This is a genomic window from Mycobacterium saskatchewanense, assembly GCF_010729105.1.
GTDB classification, from domain to species: domain Bacteria; phylum Actinomycetota; class Actinomycetes; order Mycobacteriales; family Mycobacteriaceae; genus Mycobacterium; species Mycobacterium saskatchewanense.
Genome location: NZ_AP022573.1, coordinates 1,867,143 through 1,878,706, shown reverse-complemented (window position 1 = coordinate 1,878,706; position 11,564 = coordinate 1,867,143). Strand labels below are relative to the sequence as shown.

The following is an 11,564-nucleotide window of genomic DNA, read 5'->3' as shown; positions in this document are numbered from 1 at the left end:
TCCCGCACCCCTTGAGACGTTGTAACCGTTGACGGTCGACGAGAACTGCGGCTCGGTGTTGCCCCACCGAGCGATGGGTGCGGGCGCTTCCGGCTGCGCGAAGGCACGGTCTCGTCGACGCGGAGCGGAACTCAGTCTGTCCGCGGCTGACGTCCGGCTCGACGGCGTGTGGTGCGTTGCGCGGGGGCAAACCCGCCGCCCACCGGGCCTGCGTCGAAGTCGCCAGGAGAGCGGCCAAGCCGAGGCTCGGCTTGTCCGGAGGAGCTGGCCGGAGCCTCGGCATCGGTTGCGCCTACGGGCGACTCGGCCGCGGTGCGGTGAATAGTCTCCATGATTCCCACCAGGACCACGTCGAAGAGTTCGTCGTGTGACGAGCCGCGCGTGACGGCAGCCAACTGCAGATGCGGGTGGCGGGTGTCGTGAATGGTGTTCAGCACGGCCTCTCCACTTACCTGGCGCACGGCAGTCCCGATGACAAACCTCTCGGTGGCCTCGTAGAGCGGCAAGATGACCTCCGCCGGCACCCCACGACTGACCAGTTTGCGGGTGATGACCTCCAACGCTTCGGCGCGCACGCCGAGGGTGCGTCGTTTGACGATGATCGGGATGAGGCCGGGATGCGCGAGCAACAGGTCAAGGAGTTGCCGGGCACCGTCGAGCATCCAGCGTTTCCAGTCGCTGCCGTCCGACCTGACGTTGATGGGTGTTCGGGCCAAGGCGAGTTCGGTGACTTCGACCAGTATCGCTTCCTTGTTGGCGAAGTGGTAATACAGCGAAGCCCCATTCACCTTGAGTTCGGCCGCCAGTCGCCGAATGCTGAGCGCCTCCAGGCCGTCGGAGTCGATGATGCGCAGCGCGGCCTCAAGCGCTACCTCGCGCGAGATCAACGGAACCTTGGGGCGGGCCATCTATGTCCTTGTAGGCGTGGGCGAGCGAAACTCCGGCGGCCGGTACGCCTCGTCGTCTGGACCCGAAGCCAGTAATCCCACGGTCTGAGTCCATACTGCGGAGCGCATCGCGCCGGTGCGGTTACAACGTCGATGTGCCACGGCGCGTAACGAGCTTAACCAAGCCTAGCTAGATAACACCACCTCGGATGGCGGACTTCACAGCGGGCGCCTCGGCCCCGGCTCACCCCGGGGACGAATCGCCGCACGTCAAGGTATCGCTTGGTGTCACCATTCATAAGCAAGGAGATGGTTCGGGAGCCTCCTAATCAACTGGCCGCCAACGTCACAACGCATCGACGAACCGAAGTGAGCGCCGCCCGACGCCATGCGAAAACTGTCGTCTCGTGCAGCGGCATCTACCGCAGGCGTGGCTGCACAGGATGTCCAGCCACGCGACGGACCAACAGTTTCGCGAAATACTTGAACATCCAAATCCATGACTGTTAGATTACAGCGACATAAATCAAAGACAGTTTGGTTTCCGGGCGACGCCGGCCCCGCCCTCCGCCGGCGGCGGGTCTTGCCGGGCCCGGGGTACTAATCGCTCGACAGAACAGAAGGCAAAGAGATGATCTCATCAGACACCGTCGCCAGGCCGGTGCGCGGTATCGGTGGCTTCTTTGCGATGGCGTTGGACACCTTGGTGTGCATACCCCGTAGACCCTTCGCTTGGCGCGAGTTTCTCTATCAGTCATGGTTTGTTGCGCGAGTATCCCTGCTGCCGGCGTTGATGTTGGCTCTCCCGTTCACTGTGCTGCTGGTGTTCACCTTCAACATCTTGCTGATCGAATTCGGCGCGGCCGACTACTCCGGCACGGGTGCGGCGTTCGGCACCGTCACGCAATTGGGGCCTATCGTGACCGTTTTGGTTGTCGCCGGCGCGGGCGCCACATCGATGTGCGCGGACCTGGGCGCCCGCACCATCCGCGAAGAGCTCGACGCGATGCGAGTGATGGGTATCAACCCGATACAGGCGCTGGTGGTGCCACGGGTGTTGGCGGCGACCTTCATCGCGGTGTTGTTGTCGTCGGTGGTGATCTTGGTTGGCATCGTCGGTGGGTTCTTCTTTTCGGTCTTCGTCCAGCATGTCACCCCAGGCGCCTTTGCCGGCGGTATGACGATCATCACCCATTTGGCCGACGTGGTCATCTCACTGGTCAAGGCGGGTTTGTTTGGCCTGGCCGCAGGGCTAATCGCTTGTTATAAGGGCATTTTCGTCGGCGGGGGACCCGCTGGTGTGGGCAACGCCGTCAATGAAACCGTCGTCTACACCTTTGTGGCGTTGTTTGCCATCAACATCTTGGCCAGCGCGGTGGGAATCGAGGCCACGCTGTGAGCGCAAGCGCGGTGAGTACCCAGTTCCCGCGGCTTCGCCGTGCGATGCGCACGTGGGCCACCGGCTGGAATCGCGTTGGCGTGCAGACCCAGTTCTATGGCATGACCCTTGGGTCGATACGAACCGCATTTACGCAGTACCGGATCGAAATCTTGCGGTTGATTGCCCAGATGGGCCTGGGAACCGGGGCGCTTGCGGTGATCGGTGGCACCGTCGTGATTGTCGGATTTCTGACGCTATCGACCGGAGCCCTGGTGGCCGTCAATGGCTACAACGAATTCGCCCAGGTGGGTACCGAAGCGTTGACGGGATTCGCGTCGGCTTATTTCAACGTGCGTCTCATCGCCCCGTTGACCGCCGGTGTTGGGCTGGCCGCCACCATCGGAGCCGGTGCGACCGCGCAGTTGGGTGCTATGCGAATCAACGAGGAGATCGACGCTTTGGAGGTGATGGGGATCCGCGCCATCGCCTACCTGGCGTCGACGAGGGTGGTGGCGGGAATCATTGTCGTGATCCCGCTGTACTGCGTGGCTATGCTGATGTCGTTTCTTGCTGCCCGCGTTGGCACCACGGCCATCTATGGGCAGTCAACTGGTGTATACGACCATTACTTCAACACGTTCCTCGACCCTGTCGATCTCATCTGGTCGTTCCTGTTGGCGCTGACCATGGCCACTGTGATCATGCTGGTGCATACCTATTACGGTTTCAACGCATCGGGCGGGCCGGCCGGCGTGGGAGAGGCTGTCGGCCGCGCCGTGCGCACCTCGTTGGTGTCGTCTGCGCTGGCGGTGTTGCTGGTTTCGCTCGCTATCTACGGACAGTCCGGCAACTTCAACCTTTCTGGATAGCGTATGGAAGCCAGAAGAACCCGCGAAGGATTGAGCCGGATCCGGCCGGCGTGGTGGACGCTGATTCTCCTCGTCTGTTTGGTTATCGCGCTCTGGTTGTGTATGGCGTTGTTCGCCGGAACGTTTCGCAGTTTTGTTCCGGTTACCCTGACGTCGGACCGCTCCGGTTTGGTAATGGAGTCCGGCGCGAAGGTCAAGATGCGCGGAGTGGTAGTGGGGCGGGTCGCCGGCGTCGAAGGCGGCCGGCAGGCGGTGAGTCTGAGACTCCAGATCTTCCCGGACGATGCCAAGCGCATTCCCGAGAATGTGGGGGCCGAGATTCGGGCGACGACGGCCTTCGGCGCCAAATACGTCGAATTGTTGCCGCCGCAGAATCCAAGCCCGCATCGCTTGGCGCCCGGAACGGTGCTGCGGTCACGAAACGTCAGCATCGAGGTCAACACCGTCTTCGAGAGTCTGGTCGGAGTGCTGCATCAAATTGACCCGCCAAAGCTCAATGCCGTGTTGGGCGCGCTCGCGGAGGCGGTGCGTGGCGAGGGCGAGCGGATAGGGACCGCGACAACGGATGCCAATCAGGTGCTGTTGGCCCTCAATCCCCGAATGGACACCGTGCGGCGGGATTGGAGCTCCTTCAAAGGGTTCAGCCAAGCCTATGCTGCCGCCGCTCAAGACATTCTGACGACCATGAACGCAGCGAGTACCACAGCCGCAACGATCAATGACCAGGCCACGGCTCTGGACGCGCTGTTACTCAACACGATCGGCTTCTCCCGCTCGGGGACGGATTTGTTAGCGCCCAATGAGAACAACTTGGTGGAGTCGGTCAACGCGCTCGAGCCGACAACCGGCCTGCTCCTCAAGTACAACCCCGAATATACGTGCCTGTTGGAGGGCGCAAAATGGTTCCTCGACAACGGGGGTGCCGCCGCGTTGGGCGGTAACGGGAAATCCGAAATTGCCGACGCTGCACTACTTTTCGGAAAGAATCCCTATCGCTACCCGGATAATCTGCCCATTGTCGCGGCCAAAGGCGGACCGGGTGGTAAGCCTGGGTGCGGGTCCCTTCCGGACGCCACCAAGCAATTTCCGGTGCGGGCGTTGATCACCAATACCGGCTGGGGCACCGGAATGGACATCCGCCCCAACCCGGGCATTGGCACGCCTTGCTGGGCGGATTGGTTTCCGGTCACGCGCGCCGTGCCACAGCCGCCAAGCATCCGACAGTGTCTGCCCGGACCTGCTCCCGGACCTATCGCTTACCCGGGGGCGCCACCATACGGGGCTCCACTGTTTCGGCCGGACGGTACCCCCTTGTGGGCGCCGCCTCCGCCGGGTGCGCCACCACCGCCGGTGCCTGGAGTGTTGAATCCTCCGCCGCCGTATGGCACGGGAACCGGACCCGCGCCCGAGTCGCCGGCTCCCCAGGGGGTGCCCGACTCCGCGTCCGTCTCCGCCATAGCGCCGCCGGACCTACCGGCCTCCTGACCCTCAACACCACCTAAGGACACAACGGTGAGAAGCAAACTGGGGAGCGTCGTTTGGCGCCTCGGCATCTTCATCACGGTCTGCTGCCTGGGGACCTTCGTATTGCTGGCGTTATTTGCCCAGCTGCGATTCCAGGACGAGAGCACCTACACCGCCGACTTCAGCAACGTCAGCGGCCTCCATGAGGGCGACTTCGTCCGCATCGCCGGCGTCGAAGTGGGGAAGGTCAACCACATGTCTTTGACCCCGGACAATCTCGTTGCCGTCCAGTTCTCTGCCGATAAATCCGTGGTACTGACCGACGCGTCACGGGCGGCGATCCGTTACGACAACCCAATCGGCGGCCGCTTCATGGAACTGCTCGAGGGCGCCGGCACTGGCAGCCCGATCCATCCCGGTCAAACCATTCCCGTGAGCCGCACAGAACCGGCGCTGGACCTCGACGCGCTGTTGGGTGGCTTCCACCCTTTGTTCCGGGCGCTGGATCCCGACCAAGTCAATGCGCTGTCTGGACAGCTGATCGACGCATTTCAGGGACAGGGCGCCACGATCAGCTCCTTCTTGGCGCGCACTGCGGCCGTCACCGGAACGCTGGCCGACCATGACGCGCTGATCGGCCAGGTCATCGTGAACCTCAACACCGTGCTCGGATCATTGGGCAATCAAAGCGGCCAGTTCGCCAAGGCGGTCGACTCGCTGTCGCAGCTGATCGCCGGGCTAACGTCACGCAAGACAGATATCCGGAACGCCGTCGCATATGCCAACGCCGCCGCGGGCTCCATCGCCGGGCTTCTCGAGCAGGCCCGGCCGCCACTGAAAACCGATGTGGCGCAGTCTGATCGGGTGACGAGCCTCGTGTTGGCCGACCATGACTACTTCGATGATCTACTCAACACGCTGCCTGACGCATACCAGAAGTTGGCACGCCAGGGCCTAAACGGCGACTACTTCGCATACTACCTGTGCGACCTCCTGATCAAGGTGAATGGTAAAGGTGGACAGCCCGTTTACATCAAATTGGCCAGCCAGACAACGGGACGGTGTACTCCCAAATGAAGTCCTTTTCGGAACGAAATACCCTGCTCATTGGCGCCGTTGGGATAGTGCTTGTCGCTGCGATCGCCCTCATGGCCCTGGAATACAAGCGCCTGCCCTTCGTCAACAGCGGAGAGCAATACTCGGCCTACTTCGCTGAAGCCGGAGGACTGAACACGTCTTCCGCGGTGCAGGTGTCGGGCTTGCGGGTGGGCCAGGTGACCGACATAGAACTCGACGGCCCACGTGTACGAATCACTTTCACCGTCAACAAGAACGTACGGCTGGGCCGGACCACTGAGGCGGCTGTCAAGACGAAAAGTCTCCTTGGCGCCAAGGTTCTGGAGGTCACCCCTCGCGGTGACGGAACGTTGACGGAGCCGATCCCCTTAGAGCACACCACGTCGGCCTACCAACTACCCGATGCGTTGGGCGATCTGGCCACCACCATCCACGGGCTCAGGACCGACCAGCTCAACGAGTCGTTGGCAACGCTGTCGGACACCTTCAAGGACACCGCACCTGATCTGCGGGCCGCGGTGGCGGGGACGGCGAAGTTCTCCCAGACGCTCGACCAACGCGACAAGCAGCTGCGCGGCCTGCTGGAAAACGCGAACAAGGCAACATCGGTGCTTGCACAGCGCAGCGACGAGGTCGTCGGGCTCATCAAGAACACCCAAGCTCTTCTTGCTGAGCTGGGAACGCAGAGAGCCGCTTTAGAACATATCGCGGGCAACATATCAGCACTGTCGCGTGAAGTTACAGGTTTGGTCGCGGAGAACCGAGCGACCCTCAAGCCCGCGTTGGACAAGATCAACGGGGTTCTGACCATCATCGACAATCGCAAAGAGCGCATCCAGAAGTCCATCAAGTTACTGAATTCCTACGCTATGTCGTTAGGCGAGTCGGTGGCCTCGGGACCGTACTTCAAGGCCATCCTCGTCAATCTGCTGCCCGGACAGTTCATTCAGCCCTTCGTCGACGCCGCGTTTTCTGATCTGGGGTTGGACCCTAACGTGTTGCTTCCGTCGCAACGCATCGATCCGCCGACCGGGCAACCCGCCACTCCGCCGTTGCCCGTTCCGTACCCGCGCACCGGCCAGGGTGGCGATCCGAACATCAACCTGCCCGACGCCATTACGGGCAAGCCGGGTGACCCTCGCTACCCGTACCGCGAACCACTGCCGGCACCACCGCCCGGTGGTCCGCCGCCGGGGCCGCCCGCCGCCGCGCCACCCGGGCTGGCCTCCACTCCTGCACTCACGCCGTCGCCAATCTATGTGCCGGCGCCCGGCGAGGTGCCTCCGCCGCAGCCGCACGGGCAGGGCTGACATGACCTCTCGCAACCTGCGCGTCGGCCTGGCGATCGGGCTGGGGACCATCCTGGTGGCAGGCACGGCGGCGGCCGCCACGCTGCCCACGGCCGACCGGACCCACGTGGTGGCCTACTTCGACAACAGCAACGGCATTTTCCCCGGAGACGAGATACGCATCCTCGGGGTGCCCGTGGGGAAGATAGACACCATAGAACCGCAGCCTGACCGGGCCAGGATTTCTTTCTGGATCGACGACAAATACCGCGTCCCCGCTGATGTCAAGGCAGTGATCATCTCGCCTCAACTCGTCACCGCGCGCGCGATCCAACTGACGCCCGCCTATACCGGCGGGCCCCGGCTGCGCGACAACGCCGTAATCCCGCAGAACCGCACGGCAGTCCCGGTCGAGTGGGATGACGTGCGGCAGCAGCTGGAAAAACTGACCCAAAGTCTTCAACCGACCGAACCCGGGGGGACTAGCCCGCTGGGAGCTCTCATCAGCACCGCGGCCGACAATCTCCGTGGCCAAGGCGCAGACATCCGCGGCACGATTATCAAGTTTTCACAGGCGGTTTCGACGCTGGGTGAGCACAGCAACGACATATTCTCAACCATCAAGAACCTGTCAATCCTAGTTTCAGCGCTGCAAAGCAGCACCGACCTGATGGCACAACTCAACCGGGACCTGGCATCGGTGACCTCGCTGCTGGCCGACGATCCCAATAAGGTCGGTCAAGCGGTGAGCGACATCAACAGGGCCGCTGGTGATGTGCAGAGCTTTATCGCCGACAATCGCGACTCGCTGGGGACCACGGGCGACAAGCTGAGCACCATCAGCAAAGCGGTCGCGGAAAGCATCGACGACATCAAGCAAGCGCTACACGTCACGCCAAATGCGTTCCAGAATTTTGTGAACATCTTCGAGCCGGCTCAGGCCTCTGCGACCGGTGTTCTGGCGGCCACCAACTTCGGCAACCCTATTTCGTTCCTGTGTGGTGCCATTCAAGCGGCGTCGCGGCTGGGAGCCGAACAGTCTGCCAAGCTGTGCGTACAGTACCTGGCGCCGATCCTCAAGAATCGCCAGTACAACTTCCCGCCCCTCGGTGAGAATCTGTTCGTCGGTGCGCAGGCGCGCCCCAACGAGGTTACTTACAGCGAAGATTGGATGAGACCCGACTACCGACCCGCACCGCCGCCCGCCAGCGCGCCGTCCCCCGAGCAGCCAACTCCACCAGCAGAAGCCACGCCGCCGACGGCACCGGAATCGCCGCCGGCGGTGGCGGCGGGTGCATCGCCGGGGCAGGGAGCGTCCCCGCCCGCGCCTGATGTCGCTGCCGGGCTACGCGATCTCATGGTCCCGTCGGGAGGCGGATCATGAATCGATTCGCGCGCTCCCGCGTCGGGTTGGGATTGCTTGTAGCATTGCTCACCGCGGCGTCCGGATGCGGCTGGCGAGGCGTGAACTCGCTCCCGCTGCCCGGCACCGAGGGGCACGGGCCCCGTTCTTACAAGGTCCAGGCCCAGTTGCCGGAAGTCACTAATCTACAACAGAACTCGCGAGTGCGTGTCGGTGACGTCACCGTCGGGAACGTCAGCAAGATCGAGCGCCAAGGCTGGCACGCGCTGATCACGATGACGCTCAACGGTGACGTCGAACTGCCGGCCAACGCCACGGCCACCGTCGGACAGACGAGCTTACTGGGCACACTACACGTTGAACTTGCCCCCCCGAAGGATGTGGCGCCGAAGGGTAAGCTCCACGACGGTTCGCTGATCCCGTTGCGAGCCGGGGGTTTCTACCCCTCCACCGAGCAGACTCTGGCTGCGGTCTCGGCTCTGTTCAACGGCGGCGGGCTGGGCCAGGTCCAAGACATCACCAAGGCATTTAGCACCGCGTTCGCCGGTCGTGAGCAAGACTTGAAAAGCCTTATCACCCAGCTTGATCAGTTCATCGGGCACCTCGATGAGCAGAAGCATGACATCATCGCCGCCACTGATAGTTTAAATGGCCTCGTTGGTCAATTCGCGGATCAAAGACCCGTGCTGGACAAGGCGTTGCGTACTATCCCCGACGCGCTGGCGGTCCTCAAGGAACAGCGCGAGGACCTGACTAACGCACTGGACCAGTTCGGCAAATTCAGCGCCGTGAGCGCAGACGCTATCAACAAGACCAAGGAGAACATCGTCAAGGAGCTCTCCGATATCGGTCCCGTATTGCAGTCGTTGGCCAACGCCGGTCCTGCGATGACCCGTTCACTGAGCATGCTGTCCACGTATCCGTGGCCCAAGGAGCAGATCAATAATTGGGTGCGCGGCGACTACGTCAACCTGACCGGCATCTTCGACTTGACGTTAAGTCGACTGGACGCGGGATTTCTCACCGGCACCCGGTGGGAGGGCAAATTGACGGAGGTGGAGATGCGGTGGGGCCGCACCATCGGCCAGATACCCAGTCCCTACACCGCGGGTAATCCACTGGTAGTTCCCTACAAGGTTGACCAGGGGCCCTGACGTGCGACTAGATCGGCGCATCAAGATCCAGCTGGTGGTATTCACGGCAATCGCCGTGATTGCCGGGGCCATCATGATCTTTGGCTACATCAAGGCTCCCACGCTGCTGTTCGGAGTCGATCGCTACACCGTCACGCTGCAACTGCAACGTGCGGCCGGACTGTACAAGAACGGGAATGTGACGTACCGCGGCAGCGAAGTGGGGCGCATCAAAGAGGTCCAGCTCACCGATTCCGGTGTCCAAGCTGTGCTTTCGCTCAAGTCGGACATCAAGATTCCGTCGAACCTCGAGGCCCAGGTGCACAGCCAGTCAGCGATCGGGGAGCAATACGTCGCGCTGTTGCCGCGTGACGCTACCTCACCCCCATTGAAGAACGGTGATGTGATCCCGGTCAGCCGGACCTCGGTCCCCCCGGATATCAATGGGCTGCTCGATGCGGCAAACCGTGGGTTGCAAGCCATTCCACGGGGCGACCTCGAGACCGTCATCGGTGAGAGCTATACCGCCGTGGGCGGCTTGGGGCCCGAGCTGTCCCGAATCGTGAAGGGCTCTACCACTCTTGCCAAAGACGCCCGCCAGAATCTGGATCCCTGGATGACGCTGATCGACCAGGTGCAACCTGTGTTGGACTCGCAAACCGAATCGTCGGATGCCATCCAGTCGTGGGCGGCGAATCTGGCGGTGATCACCTCGCAGCTGCAGAAGCGCGACGGCGAGCTGGCGAGCTTCTTACATAGCGGCGCGGCAGCGGCTGATGAGGCGCGCCTGCTGGTGGAGCGGCTCAAACCGACGCTGCCGCTGCTGCTCGCGAACCTGGTCACCGTCGCGCCAGTCGCCGTGACCTACCAGCCCGCCCTCGAACAACTGCTGGTCTTGGTGCCACAAGGAGTGGCAGACCTGCAAGCCGGCCTGGTCATGAACCACAACACCAAGCAGAGCTACAAGGGCCTGAACCTAGACTTCAACCTCAACCTGAACATTCCCCCGACATGCGCCACCGGGTTCCTGCCTGTCCAGCAGCAGCGCACGCCCAACTTCGAAGATTCTCCGGATCGTCCCCCGGGCGATCTCTACTGCCGCATCCCGCAAGACGCGCCGATGACCGCAGTCCGGGGGGCACGCAACTACCCATGCCTGACCCGCCCGGGCAAACGAGCTCCGACGGTGAAGATGTGCGAAAGCGACGAGAATTACGTGCCGCTCAACGATGGCAACAGTTGGAAAGGTGATCCCAACGCGACCTATACCGGTCAAGACGTACCGCAGCTGCCGCCGGGCACGCCACCCGCTCAGGGGGGTTCGCCGGGATCGCCGGCGCCCGTACCGATTCCGGCCGCCTCTTATGATCCGGCCACCGGTACCTACACGGGCCCCGACGGGCACACATACACCCAATCCGACCTCGCCCAAACCGCACCGAAGGACAGGACATGGCAGACGATGCTGTTGCCGCCGACAGGGAACTAGGCGCACCCACCGATACCGACGACAGCGGCCAGGATGCCGACCACCGCGACGCCGGGACGGACTCGTTCGGTGCCGAGGCGGAAGCCGATGCCGTCGATCAGGGCCCTCCCGCGAGACGCATGACCGGGTTCCGAACCACCGTCGCGGTGGGGCTTGCCGCCATTGTTGCTTTAGGAATAGTGGCCGGCTGGCTAAGCGTGAGCGCCCATCGGCTACATCAACGCGAGGAACAAGGTGCCGAGTTCTTACGCGTCGGTCGCCAAGGCGCGCTGAACCTGACCACGATCAGCTACGCCGATGCCGACAGTGCGGTGCAGCGCATACTCGACATATCAACGGGCGCCTTCCGTGACGATTTCAAAAAACGATCGGGGCCGTTCCTCGACGTGGTGAAGCAAACGCAGTCCATCACGGAGGGCACCGTCACCGAGGCGGCCCTGGAATCCATGCAGAACGACCACGCCCAGGTGCTCCTGGCGGTGTCGGTACGGACTACCAGCCCCGCTCAACCGCCGCAGGAACCGCATTTGTGGCGGATGCGGATAACCGTCCAGAAGGGCGGCGACGGCGCCAAGATGTCCGACGTCGCGTTTGTGCCATGACCCCGATCAG

The 11,564-nt window shown here is 62.7% G+C and carries 10 protein-coding genes; 9 read left to right on the top strand and 1 reads right to left on the bottom strand.

The features are described 5' to 3' along the window. Positions 1–131: 131 nt before the first annotated feature. A complete protein-coding gene (locus G6N56_RS08620) occupies positions 132–908 on the bottom strand; it encodes a TetR/AcrR family transcriptional regulator (protein WP_085254904.1) in 777 nt (258 codons plus the stop codon). Between the two features lie 610 nt (positions 909–1,518). Here G6N56_RS08620 and G6N56_RS08615 point away from each other — a divergent pair. The 9 genes from G6N56_RS08615 to G6N56_RS08575 are packed head-to-tail and all read left to right on the top strand — an operon-like array spanning position 1,519 to position 11,554. Beyond that, on the top strand, positions 1,519–2,286 hold the full coding sequence (locus tag G6N56_RS08615; RefSeq protein WP_180150505.1) for an MlaE family ABC transporter permease: 768 nt from the start codon (positions 1,519–1,521) through the stop codon (positions 2,284–2,286). Between the two features lie 44 nt (positions 2,287–2,330). Further along, positions 2,331–3,137 carry an ABC transporter permease gene (locus tag G6N56_RS08610; protein ID WP_085254905.1) on the top strand — a complete coding sequence of 269 codons (807 nt, stop codon included), beginning with the start codon at positions 2,331–2,333 and terminating at the stop codon, positions 3,135–3,137. A 3-nt stretch (positions 3,138–3,140) separates the two neighbouring features. Then, positions 3,141–4,622, top strand: coding sequence for an MCE family protein (locus G6N56_RS08605; protein ID WP_085254906.1), 1,482 nt, complete (start codon positions 3,141–3,143; stop codon positions 4,620–4,622). A gap of 27 nt (positions 4,623–4,649) precedes the next feature. Further along, positions 4,650–5,678 (top strand): MCE family protein, encoded by a 1,029-nt coding sequence (locus G6N56_RS08600; protein WP_085254907.1) that lies wholly within the window; start codon positions 4,650–4,652, stop codon positions 5,676–5,678. Continuing rightward, positions 5,675–6,988, top strand: coding sequence for an MCE family protein (locus G6N56_RS08595; RefSeq protein WP_085254908.1), 1,314 nt, complete (start codon positions 5,675–5,677; stop codon positions 6,986–6,988). Before G6N56_RS08600 ends, G6N56_RS08595 begins: the two co-directional genes overlap by 4 nt. Before the next feature lies 1 nt (position 6,989). After that, positions 6,990–8,351 carry an MCE family protein gene (locus tag G6N56_RS08590; protein WP_085254909.1) on the top strand — a complete coding sequence of 454 codons (1,362 nt, stop codon included), beginning with the start codon at positions 6,990–6,992 and terminating at the stop codon, positions 8,349–8,351. Beyond that, the gene (locus G6N56_RS08585; protein ID WP_085254910.1) at positions 8,348–9,484 is read left to right on the top strand and encodes a virulence factor Mce family protein; all 1,137 of its coding nucleotides are present in this window, start codon (positions 8,348–8,350) and stop codon (positions 9,482–9,484) included. Before G6N56_RS08590 ends, G6N56_RS08585 begins: the two co-directional genes overlap by 4 nt. Before the next feature lies 1 nt (position 9,485). Then, positions 9,486–10,952, top strand: a complete 1,467-nt coding sequence (locus tag G6N56_RS08580; protein WP_085254911.1) for an MCE family protein — start codon at positions 9,486–9,488, stop codon at positions 10,950–10,952. After that, positions 10,916–11,554 carry an Rv1363c family protein gene (locus G6N56_RS08575; protein WP_085254912.1) on the top strand — a complete coding sequence of 213 codons (639 nt, stop codon included), beginning with the start codon at positions 10,916–10,918 and terminating at the stop codon, positions 11,552–11,554. Before G6N56_RS08580 ends, G6N56_RS08575 begins: the two co-directional genes overlap by 37 nt. The last annotated feature ends 10 nt before the right edge of the window (positions 11,555–11,564 follow it).

Bases quoted from the DNA above. Each gene is read 5' to 3' on its own strand.
- G6N56_RS08620 (WP_085254904.1), bottom strand. From the start codon at position 908: ATGGCCCGCCCCAAGGTTCCGTTGATCTCGCGCGAGGTAGCGCTTGAG.
- G6N56_RS08615 (WP_180150505.1), top strand. From the start codon at position 1,519: ATGATCTCATCAGACACCGTCGCCAGGCCGGTGCGCGGTATCGGTGGC.
- G6N56_RS08610 (WP_085254905.1), top strand. From the start codon at position 2,331: ATGCGCACGTGGGCCACCGGCTGGAATCGCGTTGGCGTGCAGACCCAG.
- G6N56_RS08605 (WP_085254906.1), top strand. From the start codon at position 3,141: ATGGAAGCCAGAAGAACCCGCGAAGGATTGAGCCGGATCCGGCCGGCG.
- G6N56_RS08595 (WP_085254908.1), top strand. From the start codon at position 5,675: ATGAAGTCCTTTTCGGAACGAAATACCCTGCTCATTGGCGCCGTTGGG.
- G6N56_RS08590 (WP_085254909.1), top strand. From the start codon at position 6,990: ATGACCTCTCGCAACCTGCGCGTCGGCCTGGCGATCGGGCTGGGGACC.
- G6N56_RS08585 (WP_085254910.1), top strand. From the start codon at position 8,348: ATGAATCGATTCGCGCGCTCCCGCGTCGGGTTGGGATTGCTTGTAGCA.
- G6N56_RS08575 (WP_085254912.1), top strand. From the start codon at position 10,916: ATGGCAGACGATGCTGTTGCCGCCGACAGGGAACTAGGCGCACCCACC.